14 protein-coding genes and 1 CRISPR repeat array (1 of these 15 only partly in view) are annotated in these 19585 nt (G+C 66.3%); of the genes, 5 read left to right on the plus strand and 9 right to left on the minus strand.

What is annotated here, in order from left to right:
- A CRISPR array of direct repeats spans positions 1–1519; the repeat unit is 36 nt; unit sequence ATCATAGCCATTCAGAGATCGCGGTCCAGCGGCAAC; it begins 1350 nt to the left of the window's first position.
- Positions 1520–1698: 179 nt separating this feature from the next.
- The gene (locus GGR43_RS20765; protein ID WP_188073726.1) at positions 1699–2973 is read right to left on the minus strand and encodes a DUF6351 family protein; all 1275 of its coding nucleotides are present in this window, start codon (positions 2971–2973) and stop codon (positions 1699–1701) included.
- A 113-nt stretch (positions 2974–3086) separates the two neighbouring features.
- Between GGR43_RS20765 and GGR43_RS20770 the strand changes: the two genes are divergently transcribed.
- Positions 3087–4082 (plus strand): alpha/beta hydrolase, encoded by a 996-nt coding sequence (locus GGR43_RS20770; RefSeq protein ID WP_246343958.1) that lies wholly within the window; start codon positions 3087–3089, stop codon positions 4080–4082.
- Between the two features lie 559 nt (positions 4083–4641).
- On the opposite strand, the gene GGR43_RS20775 is transcribed toward GGR43_RS20770, so the two are convergent.
- Positions 4642–7320 carry a TonB-dependent receptor gene (locus GGR43_RS20775; protein ID WP_188073727.1) on the minus strand — a complete coding sequence of 893 codons (2679 nt, stop codon included), beginning with the start codon at positions 7318–7320 and terminating at the stop codon, positions 4642–4644.
- Positions 7321–7614: 294 nt separating this feature from the next.
- Here GGR43_RS20775 and GGR43_RS20780 point away from each other — a divergent pair, with 294 nt between their 5' ends.
- A complete protein-coding gene (locus GGR43_RS20780) occupies positions 7615–8559 on the plus strand; it encodes a LysR family transcriptional regulator (RefSeq protein ID WP_188073728.1) in 945 nt (314 codons plus the stop codon).
- A 215-nt stretch (positions 8560–8774) separates the two neighbouring features.
- Positions 8775–11009 (plus strand): FepA family TonB-dependent siderophore receptor, encoded by a 2235-nt coding sequence (locus tag GGR43_RS20785; RefSeq protein WP_188073729.1) that lies wholly within the window; start codon positions 8775–8777, stop codon positions 11007–11009.
- A gap of 350 nt (positions 11010–11359) precedes the next feature.
- Here the strand turns inward: GGR43_RS20785 and GGR43_RS20790 are convergent, their stop codons facing one another.
- The 6 genes from GGR43_RS20790 to GGR43_RS20815 form a co-directional block, all read right to left on the minus strand.
- Positions 11360–12823, minus strand: coding sequence for a class I SAM-dependent methyltransferase (locus GGR43_RS20790; RefSeq protein ID WP_188073730.1), 1464 nt, complete (start codon positions 12821–12823; stop codon positions 11360–11362).
- Positions 12824–12867: 44 nt separating this feature from the next.
- Positions 12868–13677 (minus strand): energy transducer TonB family protein, encoded by an 810-nt coding sequence (locus GGR43_RS20795; RefSeq protein ID WP_188073731.1) that lies wholly within the window; start codon positions 13675–13677, stop codon positions 12868–12870.
- Positions 13674–14096 carry a TonB system transport protein ExbD gene (exbD, locus tag GGR43_RS20800; protein WP_188073732.1) on the minus strand — a complete coding sequence of 141 codons (423 nt, stop codon included), beginning with the start codon at positions 14094–14096 and terminating at the stop codon, positions 13674–13676. Before exbD ends, GGR43_RS20795 begins: the two co-directional genes overlap by 4 nt.
- A gap of 4 nt (positions 14097–14100) precedes the next feature.
- Positions 14101–14772, minus strand: coding sequence for a tonB-system energizer ExbB (gene exbB, locus GGR43_RS20805; protein WP_425502251.1), 672 nt, complete (start codon positions 14770–14772; stop codon positions 14101–14103).
- A 272-nt stretch (positions 14773–15044) separates the two neighbouring features.
- A complete protein-coding gene (locus GGR43_RS20810; protein WP_188073734.1) occupies positions 15045–15578 on the minus strand; it encodes a cytochrome b in 534 nt (177 codons plus the stop codon).
- A 33-nt stretch (positions 15579–15611) separates the two neighbouring features.
- Complete coding sequence (locus tag GGR43_RS20815; protein WP_188073735.1) at positions 15612–16445, minus strand: alpha/beta hydrolase; 834 nt, start codon at positions 16443–16445, stop codon at positions 15612–15614.
- A 183-nt stretch (positions 16446–16628) separates the two neighbouring features.
- On the opposite strand from GGR43_RS20815, the gene GGR43_RS20820 reads away from it, so the two are divergent.
- Both GGR43_RS20820 and GGR43_RS20825 read left to right on the plus strand, forming a co-directional pair.
- A complete protein-coding gene (locus GGR43_RS20820) occupies positions 16629–17798 on the plus strand; it encodes an ABC transporter substrate-binding protein (protein WP_223177551.1) in 1170 nt (389 codons plus the stop codon).
- A 107-nt stretch (positions 17799–17905) separates the two neighbouring features.
- Complete coding sequence (locus GGR43_RS20825; protein ID WP_188073737.1) at positions 17906–19378, plus strand: YncE family protein; 1473 nt, start codon at positions 17906–17908, stop codon at positions 19376–19378.
- Here GGR43_RS20825 and GGR43_RS23415 read toward each other — a convergent pair.
- Positions 19353–19585: hypothetical protein (locus GGR43_RS23415; RefSeq protein WP_223177552.1), on the minus strand; the 233-nt coding region annotated here is incomplete at its 5' end. The two genes, GGR43_RS20825 and GGR43_RS23415, sit on opposite strands and share 26 nt — an antisense overlap.

Raw genomic sequence — 19585 nt, forward strand, 5'->3', positions numbered from 1 at the left:
AACTGACGGCGGCGAGGGCCTGATTGTCGCTAAATCATAGCCATTCAGAGATCGCGGTCCAGCGGCAACGAAAAAGGTGGTAGCCAATCCGTTGACTATATCATAGCCATTCAGAGATCGCGGTCCAGCGGCAACTACAGTAAACCGTCAGGGATGGCTTGGCCTATCATAGCCATTCAGAGATCGCGGTCCAGCGGCAACACCGCCTCGCGCCGTGCGCTGCTCGCCGGGATCATAGCCATTCAGAGATCGCGGTCCAGCGGCAACGGAGGGCGTCGGGGTCCGCGCAGGTCGGCATCATAGCCATTCAGAGATCGCGGTCCAGCGGCAACGCGCTGGGCATATTCGTCAATGCCGAGACGATCATAGCCATTCAGAGATCGCGGTCCAGCGGCAACGGTGCAGCTCGCGGATCGCCCGCCGCCGCCATCATAGCCATTCAGAGATCGCGGTCCAGCGGCAACGCAGCGCGTCGACGGTCGCGTCGGTGTCGAATCATAGCCATTCAGAGATCGCGGTCCAGCGGCAACTGATGGGTCAGCGGCACGATGAACGGCGAGATCATAGCCATTCAGAGATCGCGGTCCAGCGGCAACTCCGAGGCGCGACGCCAGCGGCGGCGCAACATCATAGCCATTCAGAGATCGCGGTCCAGCGGCAACGGAAACCCCGCTCGAACGCGCGATAGATCGATCATAGCCATTCAGAGATCGCGGTCCAGCGGCAACTGCCTTGACCAGCAGCCAGTTGGTTGCACCATCATAGCCATTCAGAGATCGCGGTCCAGCGGCAACATGCCGGAAAGCGGCATCCCCGCTCGCCTGATCATAGCCATTCAGAGATCGCGGTCCAGCGGCAACACGATGAAGCGCAACTTCGCCAATACACGCATCATAGCCATTCAGAGATCGCGGTCCAGCGGCAACTATGGGGGCGGTGGCAGAAAATGGCATTGCATCATAGCCATTCAGAGATCGCGGTCCAGCGGCAACTCGAACACCGTCGAGCCGTCGAGCGGCACCATCATAGCCATTCAGAGATCGCGGTCCAGCGGCAACTCCGTTCCGCCCAGCGAGGCCGATCCGGCCATCATAGCCATTCAGAGATCGCGGTCCAGCGGCAACCACGGCCAGCCCGTCGCCGATAGGCGAATAATCATAGCCATTCAGAGATCGCGGTCCAGCGGCAACGACATGGGCGCTACAGGAGGCGTTCGGCAAATCATAGCTATTCAGAGATCGCGGTCCAGCGGCAACGATGGCGGGCAACGACTACGCCAAGCGCGAATCATAGCTATTCAGAGATCGCGGTCCAGCGGCAACCGGAGAGGCGCCGGTTGCGCTCCCTCACCATCATAGCTATTCAGAGATCGCGGTCCAGCGGCAACGACTACGCCAGCGGCTCGACCTCTTCGGGAATCATAGCTATTCAGAGATCGCGGTCCAGCGGCAACCTCTCGACGTGGCGACCATCGAGAATATGAATCATAGCTATTCAAAGATCACAGTCCAACCGCAACGCCATCATCGAGAGCTGCCCGACGCTTTCTTATAACCGCACTGAAATCCATATCCACCCACAATGAGAAAATTTCAGGCGCCGGCTCGCCCGCAAATCACAGATCTTTCACGATCCAGCCCAGCGGCATAAGCAACGCCGCCCTGCCCGACCTCTCCACCATCCGCCTCTCCCCTGCCCTCACCGGCACTGCCCGCCGCGAATGCAGGGGCGCAGCATCGGCGGGGGCGTGTGGCGGATGAAGAAGGCGGGCGGTTTGGGCCAGCGGCCGCTGTCCAGCCGCGCGCCCATCTGGTTGATCGCGCTGACGATCACCTCCGGACCGAACCGGCAATGCCCGGCCGAACGCACCCACAGGCCCTTCACCGCCCTGCCCTTCGCCGCGTCCACATAGCCGCGCTGCAACGAAGGGGAGGTCATCCCGTCGCCGATCGCCTGCACCGCCAGCACCGGCACCAACGGCCGCGCGGTGGGGGTGTAATGATCCATCATGTAACGGACGCCGGCCGGTTCCGCCGTCACCCGCTCCGCCCCGGCGAGGCGGTCGAGGTCCTTTTCCAGATCCAGCCCGGCCGCCCTGTACAGCCGCTCGACCATCGCGCGACGGCCGGACAGGGAGAGTTGCCTGCGATAATCGATGCCGTCGTTCCACGAAAAGGGCCCGCCCGCGCGGCGTTCCTGATCGCCGCGCGGCAGGAAGACGCCCGCGACGAAGGTTTTCGCCATTTCGGCGACCTGCGCCTCCGCATCCTCCTTCGCCGGTTCCGGGCCATTTTGCGTGGTCCAGCCCGGCAAGCCCGCCAGCACCGCCGCCAGAGCCACGCGCGCGCGGCCCTCCGGCGTCGCCATCGCCGCGTCCAGCGCCTTTTGCGCGCGGGCGCCGTTGGCTCGGTCGTCCGTCACGCGGGTCAGCTCGATCCCCGCATCGGGCGCGACCAGGGTGCGGAAGGCGAAGGCACCGTCCAGCGCCATGTTCATCATGCCGACCGCCCCGCCCATGGACGAGCAGACCGACACCGCGCCGTCCAGCACGCTGTCCGGCTGCTCGGCCAGCGCGGTCGTCACCAGGCCGCCCATCGAAAAGCCCCAGCCGATCACCCGCCTGGGCTTGCCGAAGCGCTGGACAAAGGCGGCGACCGCGGCGCGCTGGGCGGGGACCGCCTCGGCCAGCGCCCAGCCGCCCGATCCATAATCCGACCCGACCAGCGCATAACCCGCGTCGAGCAGCGCCTGCCGATGCGCGGGGGAAGCCGCCTCCGCGCCGTTGGCGGCGGGGGAATAGCCCCGGCTCCACAGCAGCAGCGTGCCGTTCCAGCGGGCAGGCATCTGCGCCGCCCAATGGCCGCCGCCGGGCAGGTCGCCATTGGCGCTTTCCTGCGCCAGCCCCTGCCCCGCCAAAGGCAGCGTGCCCGCCAGCAGCAACGGCGCCGCCAGCAGCGCGATCCATTTACCCATGGCTTTCCCTTCCCGATCTCCATCGCCTGCCCGTTCGATAGGATTTTGTGTAAGCGCTTGCAACATCTTATTGGCGGCTGCTACAGCATGGCGAAACAGCAAGGAGACGGATTATGCGCGCTGGACTGCACAGGCTGGTGGTTTCACTGGCATCGGCATCGACCTTTCTCGGCACCGCCGCCCTCGCACAGGCACCAACTCCTCCCACCGATACCGCCGCAGCGGAGCAGCAGCAGGCGGCCCGCGATCGCTATAATGCGATGCCCGACACGCCCGGCACCGGCCCCTGGCCCGCGATTAAGCGGCAGGACGCCCATTTCCCCGACCATGTGATCTATCATCCGGCCAATCTCGATGCGCTGGGGCAGAAGAAGCTGGGCGTGCTGCTGTGGGGCAATGGCGGATGCCGCGCCGACGGGGCGAGCGCGCGGCTCCATCTCGCGGAAATCGCGTCCCACGGCTATCTCGTGGTCGCGCCGGGGGCCATTCTCTCCGGCCCCGGCGCGGCGCCCGCACCGGCGGAAGCGCCGCGTCCGGCCAATGCCCCGCCGGTCGATCCGGTCAAGACCACCGCCGCGCAGGTGCTCGCGGGCCTCGACATGGCGCTGGCCGAGAACGCGCGGCCGGACAGCCCCTTCCATGGCCGCATCGATCCGAAGCTCATCGCGGTTTCCGGCACCAGCTGCGGCGGGCTTCAGGCGTTGCAGGCGGCGGGCGATCCGCGCATCCGGGCGGTGATCGTCCATAATAGCGGCGTGTTCGCCGACGGCAGCAACCCGATCAAGGGCATGACCGTCGACAAGTCGCTGCTGCTGAAGCTGCACACGCCGGTGCTCTATATTCTCGGCGGGCCGAGCGACGTGGCCTTTCCCAACGGCAGCGACGACTTCGACAAGATCGAGCATGTGCCGGTCGCGCTCGCCAGCATCGATGTCGGCCATGGCGGCACCTTCCGCCAGCCCAATGGCGGCAAGGCGGCGAGCGTCGCGACGGACTGGCTGGAATGGCAGCTGCGCGGCGACCGCAAGGCCGCCGCCCGCTTCACCGGCACGCCCTGCGGGCTGTGCGAGGAACCCGGCTGGACGGTGAAGCGCAAGAAGATCGACTGAATTCCCCGGCGCAGGCTCGATTGATGACGCATCCGACGATGCCTTCGTCCCTGCCCCGCGCGTGGCCGGTTCATGCCTCCCGGCATGGCCACGCGCGCGGGGTTCATGTCTATTCCTCCGGCGATCCTGTGAATAGGGACGCCGAAACCGACTGGTGCGGTTGAGCCTCTCTTACCGTCACCCCAGCGCAGGGGACGTAGGCCATGTGGCGTGCCGTCTCCACAAATGCCAGCCTGCGCCGACATGACGCGAGGGGGGTGGCGAATTGGGGTGGAAGCGGACTCAGGCATTGCACCCTATGAGTTCACGCGAAGGCGCGGAGACGCGGAGTCGAGCCGCAGGCTCCTTGGACCCACGCTGCCTCACTTCACGCCGCCAACATGCGAAGAATATGCTTTGCGACACTCTACTCCGCGCCTCCGCGCCTCCGCGTCTCCGCGTGCCTGATTCTGCTTCGCTGGCCGCGTCCGCTTAGGCCAATAAAAAACCCGCACCGGCGTGCCGATGCGGGTCCATGGTCTGACGCGCGCGCCGCCGCCCGGCAGCGCGCGCCATGCGCTTACCAGTTGGCGCGGATGCCGATGGTGGCGAAGCGGCCCATGATGCTGGCGACCTGCGGGTCGAAGGCCAGCGTTCCGTTCAGCACCACCGGCGGGTCGCGATCGAACAGGTTCTGGATATCGGCCGAGAAGGTCACGTTCTTCAGGCCGAAACCGGCATCGTCGGTGATCTTGTAGCGCAGCGACAGGTCCACCGTGGTGTAGGCCTCGACATGTTGCACCGGCGTCACCGAATTGTTGAGGTAACCGGCGGCATAGTTGACGAACGCATTGGCGCTGAACCCGCCATTGTCCCAGCCGACATTGCCGCGCGCGCGGAATTCCAGCGGGTTGTTGATGGTGTCGAGCACGTCGACCGGCGCCGCATTGGGCGAGGTCGTCCGCTTGAAGTCGAAATTATAGGTGCCGCTGACGCCCAGATTGAACCGGCCGAGGCCGGTGTCGAACAGATAGCTGACGACGCCTTCGATCCCCTGCGTTTCGAGACGGCCGATATTGACCTTCCGCCCGTCGACGAAGGCGAGGATGTTCGCCGGATTTTCGGGCACACCGGTGTAGAGCGGGTTGCTGAGGAAGCCCTGCACCAGCGCCGCCGAGGGATTGCGGGTGACCAGCGCGCCCAGCTGGCTCTCGATCGCCGGGGTCAGCGCCAGGTTGGTGTTGCCCGGCGTTTCGATGCGGTTGGTGTATTCGACGTTGAAATAGGTCATCGACAGGCTGAGGCCGGAGGCGAAGACCGGCTGATAGTCGAAGCCCAGCGACCAGGTGGTCGCCTTTTCCGGGCCTAGCGTGTCGGATCCGCCGCGCACCCACAGTGTGCGGGTGACGCCGGTCGACGAACTCGGGTCGGTGAAGTCGTTGACCGAGATGGTCAGCGTGTTGGGATCGATATCCGACAGGGTCGGCGCGCGGAACGACTTGCCGAAGGTGCCGCGCAGGCTGAAGCCTTCGAACGGGCTGTAGCGGGCGGCGAACTTCGGATTGGTGGTGGAGCCGAAATCGCTGTAGTCGTCATGGCGCAGCGCTGCCGACAGCGACAGCTCCTCCAGCCCCGGCCGGGCATTGTCCCGCCCGAAGATCGGGATGAACAGTTCGGCATAGCCGGACTTCACCGTGCGGGAGGTGGTGGACGGCGTATAGACCACCGTGCTGTTGTTCGCGCCCGCCGTGGTGTTGCGGAAATAGGACAGCAGGCTGTGGTCCTGATATTCCGCGCCCACCGCCAGCTTCACGCCGCCGCCGGGCAGGTCGAACAGCGTGCCGTCCACCTTCGCGCCGAAATCAGCGAGCTTGTAGCGCGCGCCGATGGCAGACCATGCGCGGATATTGGCCAGCGTCGTGGCATTGGTATAGCTGCCGTCGCCAAAGGGATTGAACGCGGTCAGCGGATTGGTGTCGCGCAGCGCGGCGAGCAGCTGGGCGGTGTTGATGTCCTGCTGAGAGCGTTCCTCGCTGTTGCGGCCATAGCTGCCATAGGCGCTGAAATTCCAGCCGCCGCCCAGCTCCGCATCGATGCCGCCCGCGATCTGCCACGAGCGCTGCCACGCATCCTGCTGGCGCGGGCCGTAATCGTCGTAGAAATTATAGTTGACGGTCACGCTGCTCGCGCCGGTGCCGCTGGGATCGACGAAGAAGGGATTGGCGTTCGTCACCGTCAGGTTGGAGGTCGACGCGCCCACGGTGCGCAGCAATTCGCGATGCGCGAAATAGCCCTGCCCCCAGATCGAAATGCCCGGCGTCAGTTCCTGCTCGATCGAGCCGATCACCGAATCCCGGTTTTGCCCCGGAATGGCGTCGACGCCTTCATAGGCGCTCATCCGGTTGACCGGCACGCCGACGAAATCGGCGGCGGTGAGGCCCGTGCCGTTCTGCCCGGCGGGAATGCCGTAGCGCCTGCCCGCGACCTGGATATTGCCGGGGTTGGAGTTGAACAGGCGCTGGTCGGTGCCGCCATAGGCGCGCAGATCGTCGGTGTAGAGCGAGCGCGCCGACGCCTTCAGCGGCGAGCGTTCATTATGCTCGAACGCCACCATCGCGCTGCCGCTGTCCCATTTGTGGCCGACCACGCCGCCGGCGATGAACTGGCGCACATCGCCGTTGAACCCCTGCTTGGCGTAAAGCTCCACGCCGGAGAAATTCTTGCGCAGCAGGATGTTGACCACGCCGCCCACGGCATCCGACCCGTAAATGGCCGAGCCGCCGTCCGCCATCACCTCCATGCGGCCGATCGCGGCGGTGGGGATGATCGACGGGTCGAAGAACTGGCCCTGCGTGCCCGCCGGGGGCAGGCGGCGGCCGTTGAGCAGGGTCAGCGTCGCTTCCGTGCCGAGGCCACGCAGGTTGATGCCGTTGCCGCCGGTGATGTTCGCGTTGCTGTTGTTGGCGGAGCCGAAATATTGATCGCTCGCGCCCAGATTGGCGACCGAAGGCACCTGCCGCAGCAATTCGGTGGTGGTGTTGGCGGGCTGCGCCTGAATTTCGTCCTGCCCCAGCGCGGTGACGGGCGCGCCCACCGGCGCGATGCCGCGGATGCTGGTGCCGGTGACGACGATGTCGGTCACGATATCGGTTTCCGCCGCCGCATCGGCGGCTTCCTGCGCACGGGCGCCGCCTGCGATGGCGAGGGCCACGACCGACGAACAGCCGCCAAGGACCCGCATGAAAGGATGAAAGCGCATAATCTCTCCCGAATTCGAAAACTGCCGCAATGCCAATGCATTGAATATGTACGCGCTTACATAAATTGGTATCCAAAGGCAACGGTAGAGAAATTCCATTATTCCGCGGTTTTTGCCGCCCTCTCACGCTGTTCCCGCTCGGCGGGATACGAATCGCCTTTGCCGGATTCGGGCTTTTCCAACGACTGCGCGACCGGTCATGCCTGTTCTGCATAATGGATATACGCATAACCGCTATATCGCTTGGTTCCGTGCACGGTTGATCGCAAACTCACCTTTCTCTATGTTATTGCGATGCACTCGCAGGCGGAAAAGGGAAGCCCGGCCATACCATCGCATATCGATCTCAACCTGCTCCTGATTCTGTCCTTCCTGCTGCAAACCCGCAGCGTGACCGGAACGGCGCGCAGACTGGGCATCAGCCAGCCGGCCGTCAGCCGCTCTCTCGCGCAGTTGAGGGACGCTTTTCAGGACCCGTTGCTGATCCGCACCAACAAGGGCATGGAACTGACCCGGCGAGGGGAGGATCTCATCCCCAGCGTCCAGAGCTGGCTGGCGCACACCAATTCCCTTTTCGCCACGCAGGAATTCGACCCCAAGCAGCTGAACCGGCGCTTCCGCGTGGCGTCGACCGATTTCGGCGTCACCGCCGTGCTGGCGCCCGCGCTCGACCCCTTCCACCGCATGGCCCCCCAGGCGATGCTGGAAATCGTGCAGTTCAGCGATGCGATGCACGCCAGACTCGCTTCCGGGGAAATCGACCTGATCGTCACCGGGCTGGAGCCGGATCTGCAGGCGACCTATGGACGCCTGCTGTTCCGGGAGGAATTTTCCTGCCTGATGCGCAAGGGCCATCCGGCGCTCGAAACCGGCGGCCAGCGGCTGTCGGTCGATCAGTTCGTGCACTGGCCGCATATCGCGGTGCTGGTGGGCGAAACCGGCTTCGACCGTATCAACACCCAGTTGGGCGAGCGCGCGGCCGAGCGCACCATCATCGCCGCCCTGCCCTATTTCCAGGCGGCGCCGTCGCTGCTCAGGGATTCGGACGCGATGGTGGTGCTGCCCCGCCGCGCCGCGCGGGAAATGGCGGCGGCCCATGATATGGGGCTGGCCGATCCGCCGCCGCTGCTCGCCAGCTTCGATTATTGGGTGCTGTGGCACGAACGCAACCGGCGCGACGCCGCGACCATGTGGCTGGTCGATCTGCTGGCCGCCCATTGCCAGCCGCCCGAAGAATAATCGTTATCCTGTTCCGATATTGGTCATTCCACCGAGACTCTGCCAATGGCGCTGATGCGATTTACTCGCATTAGCTTTCATTGGCTCGTGAGCAACGGAACACCTGCGAAAAAGCAGGCTTCCTTCCGCTGACGCGCCGCGATCTGCCTCCGGGCGGCGGGCCTTTTCCCTTGGCCCGCCTCCGGACGGATCATGGTTATAAAAGGGGTTTTGGGATGAAATTCAGCGTGACCACCCTGCTCTCGGCGACGGCGCTGGGGGCAAGTCTGGCCAGCCCGGCGCAGGCGCAGGACAATAGCGGCACTCAGGCCGAGACGCAGGTGCTGGACGAGCTGCGCGTGCTCGACACCGCGGAGGCACAGGCGCGGCAGGCGCTCGGCTCCTCCACCGTCACCGCCGAGGATATCGAGAAGCGCCCGCCGGTCAACGACCTCGCCGACATCATCCGCCGCCAGCCCGGCATCAACCTGACGAACAGCGGCTCGGGCGGCACCTACGGCAACAACCGCCAGATCGACATTCGCGGCATGGGCCCGGAAAACACCTTCATCCTGATCGACGGCAAGCCCGTCCAGTCGCGCAACTCCACCCGCATGGGCCGCGACGGCGAGCGCAACTCGCGCGGCGACACCAACTGGGTGCCCGCCGAGGAAGTCGATCGCATCGAGATCCTGCGCGGCCCGGCGGCGGCGCGCTACGGCTCGGGCGCGGCGGGCGGCGTCATCAACATCATCACCAAGGGCCCGTCGCAGGAATTCCACGGTTCGATCACCGGCTATGCGCAGCAGCCGGAGGACACCTCCGAAAGCAACACCAAGCGCGCCAATTTCTCGCTGAGCGGCCCGATCGTGAAGGATGTAGTCAGCTTCCGCGTCTACGGCAATTACAATGAAACCTCGGCCGACAATGCGCGGATCAACGCCGACGCATCCGAAACGCCGGAGGGCCAGAACCCGCCGGGCGCGCGCGAAGGCGTGACCAACAAGGACATCAACGCGATGCTCCGCTTCACCCCCGCTCAGGGCCAGCGCCTCGACATCGAGGGCAGCTTCAGCCGCCAGGGCAACGAATATGCAGGCGAATATCGCCTGTCCGGCAGCGGCGCGACCAGCCCCAATGTCGCGGCGATGGTCGGCGAGGAAACCAACGTCATCAAGCGCAAGACCGCCAGCCTCAACTATCAGGGCGATTTCGATTTCGGCACCGCCAAGCTGATCGCCCAATATGAGCACACCAGGAACCGCCGCCTGAACGAGGGTCTGGCGGGCGGGCCGGAAGGCACGTTCAACACCACGACCAACTTCTCCACCTCGCGGCTGAAGAACTGGTACGTGAACGGCTCGCTCGACATCCCGTTCGAGACGGGCAGCCTGATGCACGTGCTGACGGTCGGCGGCGAGTTCCGCTACGAATATCTGAACGATCCCTATGCGATGTCGCAGGGCATCAGCAACGGCACCGGCAGCGCCATCGAAGGCGCGGAAAGCGGCACACGCAGCCCGTCCTCCAACGCGGATACCTGGGCGGGGTTCATCGAGGACAATATCATCATCGGCCCGGTGACGGTGACGCCCGGCGTCCGCTTCGACCGGCACAGCCAGTTCGGCAGCAACTGGTCGCCCAGCCTCAACCTGTCGGTCGCGCCGATCCCGGACCTGACCTTCAAGGGCGGCATCGCGCGCGCGTTCAAGGCGCCGAACCTCTACCAGTCCAACCCCAACTACCTCTATTACACCATGGGCAATGGCTGCCCGCTCGACTATCCGAGCCTCGGCGGCGGCTGCTATGTGCAGGGCAATGCCGATCTGGATGCGGAACGCAGCGTCAACAAGGAAATCGGCGTCGCCTATGCGCCGGAGGGCTGGAACTTCAGCATCACCTATTTCCGCAACGATTATGACAACAAGATCCTCGCGGGCAATGTGCCGGTCGGCACCACCACCGGCGGCACGACGACGGGCCGCGTCTTCCAGTGGCAGAACGCCCCCAAGGCGGTCGTCGAAGGTCTGGAAGGCAATGTGCTGATCCCGTTCGGCTCGGCGATCAGCTTCAACACCAACGTCACCTACATGATCCAGAACAAGAACAAGACGACCGGCGAGAAGCTGTCCGTCATTCCCGAATATACGATCAACTCCACGCTGGACTGGCAGGTGACGGAGCAGATCAACCTGCTGCTGACCTTCACCCGCTACGGCAAGCAGGAGCCGAACCGCGTGCTCTACAGCGGCGCCACGCCGAGCGCGGACCAGCTTCGCCCGCGTCCGGCCTATAATCAGGTGGGGATCAACACCAATTTTCGGGTGAACCGCAACTTCCGCCTGGGCCTGGGCGTATCCAACCTGTTCAACAAGCGCCTCTATCGCGAAAGCTCCAACAACGCACAGGGCGCGAACAACTATAACGAGCCGGGCCGCGCCTTCTTCGTGACGAGCACGGCCTCGTTCTGACCGAAGGCCATCCCACCCCGCCGCGTGATGCGCCGGGGACGGGGAACGGCAAAGGAAAAGGGGGAAGCGCACCCGAACGCTTCCCCCCTTTTTTCCGGACTTGAGAATATGGTGCCGGTTACCGGCCAGAAGCGGACGTAGAAGATTGGTTTCACGCGGAGGCGCGGAGACGCGGAGAGATAGTAGCGCGAAGCGCTTTCCCTCGTCATTCACCCCGGCAACCGACGCAAGGAGAATGAAATGGAGCCTGCGGCCCGGAACGTCCTTCTCCGCGCCTCCGCGTGAACTTTCTACTCCAGCACGATATGTCCGCCAACCACCCAAAACCGCCATAACCGGTTTCCGCACTATCAGGCAGGCACGGCACCCAGCGCGCGCCACAGCGGCAAGCCGAAGCGGACCGCGGCCGCGCCGCGCTCCTCATCCCAATCCTGCGCGTCCTGCCGCGCCGCCGCCAGCAGCGCCTCACCCTCCAGCGCGGGATCGCTGAGCAACGCCCCGGCGACGGCCATCTCCGTCGCATCGACCGCTATCGCCGAGCCGATGCCCGGCGCGGCCAGCCAGCCCGGCCCCGCGCCCTCTTCGGCAAGCAGCCGGTTGAGCCGCAGCGCGCCCGCGCCGTCCGCGCCGTCCGCCGCCACCGGATGGATTTCACCCGCCGCCATCAGCATCAGCACCGCTCGGATCAGCGCGCCCGGCGCATGGCCCGCCGGATGGGCGGCGATCAATTCGTGGAAGGACGCCGCCCCGCGCGCCAGATGCGCGCGGATCGGATCGACCAGCGCGGCCTCCACCGCTATCGGCCCTATGGGCATGGCCACCGTCAGGTCGCCCGATGCGCGCATCGCGGGCAGCGCGCCATAGCGCAGCGCCTCCAACTGGGCGCGATAGGCCTCCACCGGCAGGCCCTGAAGGCCCCGGCGATAGAGGTCGCGCCGCACCGACTGGTTGCGCGCCAGATCGCGCGCCGTCTCCCGCGCCTTGAGGTCGCCGATGCGTGCGATCAGATCCAGCGCGGCGCCCGGCACGGACAGCGCATCCACATTGTCGAGCAGCGCGGCACTGCCGACGAAGGCGCACCCGGCATCCTCCATCGCCTCGATCACATCGGCGGCATGGAGCGCGGCCCAATCGGGCGCCAGCAGGTCATGCGCGAGCGCCGCGGCATCGACGCTGCCGTCGAACAGCATCTTGCCGACCGCCGGATGCTGGTGCAGATAGCCCGCCCCGCCCTGCTCCAGCCCGCGCAACACCGCCAGCGAGGCGGAGAGCGCGCGGGCGGAATCGCCCTGCATCGTCGCCGCCACCCGGCGCATCATCGCCTGCGCGCCCGCAAAGACGGAATGGCCCGGATGGGCGGTGTAATGGAGATAGGCCAGCCCGCCCGGCGCCAGCCGGTCGCGGACGATCCGCCGCAGGTCGGCCTGCCGGTCCGGCGCGATCCAGGAATAGACGCCCTGCGCAACGATGAAGTCGAAGGGCTGCCCCGCATCGGGAAGCTCGACGCGGCCATCGGCCACCTCGTCGAACCCGGCCTGCACGAAGGAAAGATTGGGCAGCAGCGCGGCATAGGCCTGCGCCTGCTCGACATGGCGGGGGTTCATGTCGACGCCGACGAACCGCCCTTGCGGATTGGCCGCCGCGAGCAGCGCGGTGTTGAGGCCGACGCCGCAGCCGAGGTCGAGATAACGGAACGGCCCATCGCAGTCCGGCATCTTCTGCCCGATCGCGGCGACCGCCGCCGCCATCCAGCGCGGTGCGGTTTCGCGATGGAACAGGCCGGGATAGACCAGATCGGTGATATAGCCGCCCACGCCGCCCCTCCCTCTCAGCCCAGCCTCGCGCGGAACGCCGCGCGTCAGCGCCCGCCCGGCAGGTAGAAGCCGATCGGCAGTTGCAGGGGAATGGTGTTCCCGGCCAGCTCCGCCGGAGGTTCGGGCAGTGGATCGGCGCGGCGCACCGTGTCGATCGCCTCGGTATCGAAGGGCTTGAACCCGGCCCCGCGCGATACCGACACGGACAGCACATGCCCCCTGCGGTCCATGGAGATGCTGACATGCACCTTGCCTTCGCGCTTCATCAGCCGCGCGGCGGCGGGATAGCGCTTGTGCCGTTCCAGGTGCGCGAGCACCCGCCCGCGCCAGACGGCGGCCGCGTCCCCGCCCCCTTCGCGTCCCCGGCCCGGCGGGCCTCCGCGCGCACCGGCATCGCCCGCATCCGGGCCGCCCCGGCCCGTACCCGCCGAAGAAGCGAGGCCATTGCCCGCCACGCCCGCCACTGGGGCGGGAACCGGCGCAGGATTCGGGGTCGCCTGCACGGGCACCGGCGGCAGCGGCCTTGGCGGCAAAGGCACCTCGGCCCGCTCGATCAGCCTGGGCACCTCCTGCACCGGCTGCGGCTGCGGCACCGGCTGCACCGGGGTCGGCGCGGCGGCAGGCGAGGAAGCGGCGGCGGCGAGATGATCGGCGACCGGCAGCGGCGCAAGCTCCACCGCGATCGCCTTGTCCTCCTCGCGCGGGGGCGTGACCGTCTGCCACTGGGCGGCGATCACAATGGCGACGACATGCAGGCCGAGAACGGCAGCCAGCGCCGTGCCCCAGCGGCGCCGGTCCTGCGCGTCCCCGAAGGGATCGATCGCAACGCCGCCCGGAAGAGCCGCTGCGGTCATCGTCCGCCCGTCCCTTCCGCGCCGACGAGAGCGATCTTCACATAGCCCGCCGCGCGCAACGCGTTCATCGCCTGCATCAGCGTATCGTAATCGACGCTCTTGTCCGCGCGCAGGAAGATGCGCTGCTCGGTGTCCCCGCCGGTCAGCCGCGCAAGCGCCGGTTCCAGCCCGGCCAGCGTCACCGGATCATTGCCCAGCGACAGGCTGCGGTCGGCGGCGATGGTGAAATAAACCGGCTTGTCGGGCCGGGGCGCGGGCTGCGCCGTCGCCGCCGGAAGGTCCACCTTCACGTCCACGGTCGACAGCGGCGCCGCGACCATGAAGATGATGAGCAGCACCAGCATCACGTCGATGAAGGGCGTGACGTTGATCTCGTGATTTTCCGACAGCTCGTCGTCGTGGCTCAACCGCGCGGCCATGGGCTTACTCCGCCGCTTCGAGGAATTTCGCGTTCACCCGTCCCCGGCTGGCGTCGCGCGAGACGAGGCGCAGCACGGCGGCCGACGTATCCCCGATCAGCGCCTTGTATCCCGTCACTTGCCGCGCGAAATGATTGTAGATGACCACGGCGGGAATGGCCGCGACGAGGCCGATGGCCGTCGCCAGCAGCGCCTCGGCGATGCCGGGCGCGACGACCGCGAGGTTGGTGGTCTGCGAGGCGGCGATGCCGACGAAGCTGTTCATGATGCCCCAGACTGTGCCGAACAGGCCGACGAACGGCGCGGTCGATCCGATCGTCGCCAGCACGCCGGTGCCGCGCTGCATCTGGCGCGCCGCGGCCGCCTCGATGCGGTCGAGGCGCGAGACGACGCGCTCCTTCAGCCCCTCGACATCGTCCAGCGCATCGGCGGATTGCCGGATTTCCCTGCGGGTGGCGTTGAGCAGCGCGAGGGTGGCAGTCGCATCGGGACCGACCGACCGCACCGCTTCCTCAAGTCCGCCGGCATCTTCCACCTTGCCCAGCGCGATGCGATGCGCGGCGGTGCTGCGCTTCAGCTCCAGCGTCTTGGCGACCAGCACCGTCCAGGTCGCGACCGATGCCAGCGCGAGGCCGATCATCACCGCCTTGACCACCCAGTCCGCCGCCAGGAACATGCCCCAGGGCGAGAGATTGTGCGGCAGGGCCGCCGGCGGGACGGCCCCTGCGGCCGCGAAAGCCGGCCCGGCGGCGGAAAATGCCGCGATGCATGCCAGAGCCGACACCGGCTTCCATGCGGAAGTCCACCGAATCATGCGGTTCATAAATGCCCCATTTTCTGATAATGGCTCGCAATATCCTCCCTTGCCGCAAAGCGCATCGACGAATTCGGTATAACGATTATAGCCCCTGCGGATGACGGACGGCGGCCAATACCAGAACAACAGCGTCAGAGCATGCGCCGCAGGATATCGTCCTTCCAGCCGAAACGGTGCACGAACACCATCGCCACATGCCCGGCGATCAGCGCCAGCAGCAGCCATGCCAGCACTCCGTGCAGCAGTGTCGCGGGCTGCACCATCCACGCCACGCGCTCACCGCCGCCTTCGCGCAACAGCACCCCGAACAGCCGCACCTCGCGCCCGCCGCCGAAGAGGCGCAGCAGCGCCAGCGCGGGCACGACGAACATCAGGAGGTACAGCGCCCCATGGCCGAGGGCGGCAAGGCGGCCGACCGTTCCGGCATGATAGGGCGGACGGCGGCGTCTTTGCCCCACGGCCCAGAGCGCGCGCGCCAGCATCAAGGCCAGCAGCGCGGTGCCGACCGACGCATGGGTCCCGACCCAGAAGCCCATCCACGGCACGCGGCCCACCACCAGCTTCAACAGCATCCCGCCGAACTGCCACAGGAACAGCAGCGCCATCCCCCAGTGCAGCGTCTTGCTGACCAGCCCATAGCTGTCCGCATCATCCCGCCATTTCATCGCGCGTTCCCTTCCCGCTCATGACAGCCCCGCTCATAACAACGACGCCATGCGCAGCATCCGGGGGATGGCGGCGGACACGATCGATGCATGGTCCTCCTCCGGCAACAGGCGAAAGCTCGCCCGCTCCTCCCCCATCGCCGCCTGCAACGCCGCGCCCAGTTCCAGCACATTGGCGATCATGCGGCGCGCCTTGCGCCGGGCCAGCGCTTCCTCGCTGCCCGGCAGGCCGAGCTGCCATGGCGGCAGCGCCTCTTCCCATTCACCCACCGCCATGAACAGGCGGCGGTCGGCGATCTGTGCGCGGGAAAAGGCGTCGAACAACCCCTCCCTGTCCCACCAGATGGACGGGCTGATCGCCGCATAGGACCGGAACAGGCGCGGCCGGTTGGCCAGCACCCACAAGGCGAAATAGCCCGCCAGCGAATGGCCGAACAGCGTGAGCCGCCCCTCGTCGAGCGGCAGGCGCGCCGAAACCGTCGGCAGCACCTGCCGCTCGATGAAGGCGAGAAACGCCTCCGCGCCGCCGGCATCGGCACCGGCATCTGCTTTCCCGCCCGTCCGCGTGGAAGTGAAATCGCGCTGCCGCCGCGCATTACCCGGATCGCCATCGGCCGGAGAAATGCCGATCAGCACCGCCTGCCCCACGCCGGTCGCGTCCTGCCGCCGGCTCATCCGCCGCATCGCCTCCACGCAGGTCGCGAAACAGCCCGCCGCGTCGAGCAGGACCACCGCGGGCCATCCGCCGGGCGGGCAGGCGCCCGACGGAAGGGCGATATCGATACGATATCCCTCCCCCGCGACCGGGCCGGGCAATATCAGGCTTTGGGTGTAGGGCAGGGAAAAGGGGGCGGGCTCAGCGTCCATGACGCCTCCCTGCACCAGCTTCTTCCCCGCGATCAACATCATGCCTCAAGGTCATATTCGTTATCCGGCGCAAGAATAAGCGTTGCACTTTACAATCATTATCAACTGATGACATTGCGCGCCACACATGCCATTCTGCACGGGCCATCCGGCAAGGATCGCGCATTTGGGGGACTATCGAAGGTGAAGGCTTTTCTCACGAGCAGCAAGGCTCCCGGCAGGGTTTCGGCACTGAAGGTCGGGATTCTCGTCTTCCTTCTCGTCCTGCTGGTTTCCGCCATCCTGCTGTGGCGGTCAAGCGATACGGGCGGGGAGCAAGCCGCCCCCGCCGGGCTGACCGACGTGCGCGGCCGCCCGATCCACAAGACCGGTCCGTTCCGCCGCATCGCGATCGACGACAGCCGCTATCTGGTCGCGCTCGGCCTGATCCATCCCGATCCTGTGTCGCTGCTCGCCGCCTGGCCGCAGGACATCAACCGGCTCGGCACGGAAACCTATACCCAGTTCCTCAAGAAATCGCCCGCGCTCGCCACCTTGCCGAAGATATCCAGCTCGGCGGGCAGCTTCGATGTGGAATCGCTGCTCGCCGCGCATCCGGATGTCGCCATCCTGTCGCTGGAAAGCGGCATCACCGACGCGCAGATCGCCCAGCTCGAAGCGGCGGGCGTGCCGGTCGTGATCGTCGATTTCTTCGTGAAGCCGTTCGAAAATCTGGGCCACAGCCTTGAGATACTGGGGGCGCTGACCGGGCGGGAACAGCAGGCGAAGGCCTTCGTCGATTTCCGCGCGGAACGGATGAAGCGCATCGCCGACCGCGTCGCCTCGCTGCCCGCCGACAAGCGGCCGACCGTGTTTCTGGAGGCGCATGCGGGCATGAACGAGGATTGCTGCAATTCGCCGGGCCAGGGCAATGTCGGCGATTATCTGAGCTTCGTCGGCGGCCATAATATCGGCGCCGACGTCATCAAGCAGTCGTTCGGCAAGCTGAATCTCGAATATGTGATCTCGCGCGATCCCCATATCTATATCGGCACCGGCGGGCCGCATCTCGCCAAGGCGGGCGGGCTCGTGCTGGGCGCGGGCTATAGCGAGGCGCAGGCCCGCGCGTCGCTGGAGAAGGTGACCGCCCGCCGGGGCATCGCCGGGCTTTCCGCGGTGCGCGAAGGGCGCGCCTACGGCTTTTCCCATCAGCTCATCAACTCGCCGCTCGATATCGTCGCCATAGAGACGTTCGCCAAATGGGTGCACCCCGAACTGTTCGCGGACATCGATCCGGCCGCGACGCTGGCGACGATCAACCGCGACTTCCTCGCCCTGCCCTATGACGGCGTCTACTGGGTGAGCCTGAAATAATTCCGGGAAGAACGGGCCTTCCCCGACCCCGTCGGGAAACCCACAAGAACAAACCCTTGGCGGAAAACGCCATTTCCCTTCGCACCGAACAGACAGGAGATTTTGATATGACGCATCTCAACAGAGCAAGGCGGGCGGGCATCGCCCTGCTGGCCGCCGGATCGCTGATCGCCGCCGGGGCGGGCATCGGCGCGGGCGCGGCATTCGCCCAGTCGGCCTTCAGCACGCTCGACAAGACCTCAAGCGCGCAGATCCGCTTCTCCGCCCCAGAGCGCAACCAGCCGATTCTGGCGGGCGGCGAGGTGACGGCGGCGGGCGAGGGCTTCCGCCCCGGCCAGCAGGTCACGCTGCTCTACGGCACCACGCCGCTGTCCGGCGCACCGCTGGTCGCCGACGCGGAAGGCAAGGTTTCCGGCAAGTTCCAGGTTCCGGCCAATGCGGTTCCGGGCGTCCACCCGATCGTCATCGTCGCGCAGGGCCCCTATTATGCGACCGTCGCCGACCTCAAGGTGTCGCCGACCATCCCGCTTTCCGGGCAGAAGGACTATGTGCTGACCGAGGCGCAGGCGGCGCGCGGCCTCTACCAGTCCGCCTATAGCGCGAAGAACAACGCGCTGTTCGTCACCTCCGCCGTGGGCCGTCCGCCGGTGCGCCAGTCCGAGCTGGTGAAGCTCGACGCCGAAACATTGAAGGTGCTCGCCCGCGTCACGCCGCAGGCCGCGCCGGAACGTCAGGGCGGCCCGCAGGGCGCGCCGCGTCCGGCCGCGCCGGGCGGTGCCCAGGGCCCGCAGGGTCCGGGCGTGTTCGCCGTCTACGGCGTCGATGTGGACGACAGCAAGGATCTGGTCTGGGTCACCAATACCCGCCAGAACACGATCGCGGTCTATCGCCAGTCCGACCTGTCGCTGGTCAAGCAGTTCGCGCCCGACACGGTCGGCCATCCGCGCGACGTGCGCGTCGATGCGCCGCTGAACAAGGCCTATGTCAGCGCCACCGGCCACCCGGAAGTCGCGGTGATCGACACCGGCAGCCTGGAGAAGATCAAGACGATCCAGATCCAGGCGAAGGGGCGCGGCAAGGAATTTTCCGCCGCCAGCCTCTCGCTCGATGCGGCTGCGCATCGCCTCTATGTCGTCAGCCTGACGACCAACGAGGTCGCGGTGATCGACACCCGCACCGACACGGTGGAGAAGGTCCTGCCCGTTCCCGGCGTCCGCAGCGCCATCGGCGTGTCGCACGACCCGCAGACCGGCCGCATCTTCGTCGTCGCACAGGGCAGCGACAATCTGGTCGTGCTGGACGGCAATGACGGCAAGGTTATCGCCGACACGCCGGTGGGCGCGGGCGCGCTCAATGTCGTGTTCGATCCGGTCAAGCGCCGCGCCTATATCGCCAATCGCGGCGCGAGCACCATCGCGGTGACCGACGCCGACGGCAAGCTGGTCGCCAATCTCGGCCCGGCGCCGACCGCCAACCATGTGGCGCTGGGCAAGAACGGCACCATCTTCGCGGTCGACAAATCCGCCGGCGCGAAGGACGCCGAAGCCGACACCATCACCCGCATCCGCCCGCGCCGCTGATCGGTCGATGCTCGGATGAAAGGCCGGGGCGGTCCTTGAGTGGAGCGCCCCGGTTTTTGTAGTTTGCAAACTTGTTGGCTGTTTGCAGCCGAAAGCTGACATACGAATAAGAGAACCGTTCGGGCTGAGCTTGTCGAAGCCCTGTACTTTCTAAAGGTTGAAAAACAGCCGTTGGGCTTTGCCCGCCCTTCGGGTCGACAAGCTCAG

Origin of the sequence: Sphingobium jiangsuense, assembly GCF_014196495.1 — a bacterium.
In the GTDB taxonomy this organism is placed as follows: Bacteria; Pseudomonadota; Alphaproteobacteria; order Sphingomonadales; family Sphingomonadaceae; genus Sphingobium; species Sphingobium jiangsuense.

What these genes read in the sequence shown, in the direction of transcription:
- GGR43_RS20765 (WP_188073726.1), bottom strand. Translation starts at nt 2,973, where the DNA reads ATGGGTAAATGGATCGCGCTGCTGGCGGCGCCGTTGCTGCTGGCGGGC.
- GGR43_RS20770 (WP_246343958.1), top strand. Translation starts at nt 3,087, where the DNA reads ATGCGCGCTGGACTGCACAGGCTGGTGGTTTCACTGGCATCGGCATCG.
- GGR43_RS20775 (WP_188073727.1), bottom strand. Translation starts at nt 7,320, where the DNA reads ATGCGCTTTCATCCTTTCATGCGGGTCCTTGGCGGCTGTTCGTCGGTC.
- GGR43_RS20780 (WP_188073728.1), top strand. Translation starts at nt 7,615, where the DNA reads ATGCACTCGCAGGCGGAAAAGGGAAGCCCGGCCATACCATCGCATATC.
- GGR43_RS20785 (WP_188073729.1), top strand. Translation starts at nt 8,775, where the DNA reads ATGAAATTCAGCGTGACCACCCTGCTCTCGGCGACGGCGCTGGGGGCA.
- GGR43_RS20795 (WP_188073731.1), bottom strand. Translation starts at nt 13,677, where the DNA reads ATGACCGCAGCGGCTCTTCCGGGCGGCGTTGCGATCGATCCCTTCGGG.
- exbD (WP_188073732.1), bottom strand. Translation starts at nt 14,096, where the DNA reads ATGGCCGCGCGGTTGAGCCACGACGACGAGCTGTCGGAAAATCACGAG.
- exbB (WP_425502251.1), bottom strand. Translation starts at nt 14,772, where the DNA reads ATGTTCCTGGCGGCGGACTGGGTGGTCAAGGCGGTGATGATCGGCCTC.
- GGR43_RS20810 (WP_188073734.1), bottom strand. Translation starts at nt 15,578, where the DNA reads ATGAAATGGCGGGATGATGCGGACAGCTATGGGCTGGTCAGCAAGACG.
- GGR43_RS20815 (WP_188073735.1), bottom strand. Translation starts at nt 16,445, where the DNA reads ATGGACGCTGAGCCCGCCCCCTTTTCCCTGCCCTACACCCAAAGCCTG.
- GGR43_RS20825 (WP_188073737.1), top strand. Translation starts at nt 17,906, where the DNA reads ATGACGCATCTCAACAGAGCAAGGCGGGCGGGCATCGCCCTGCTGGCC.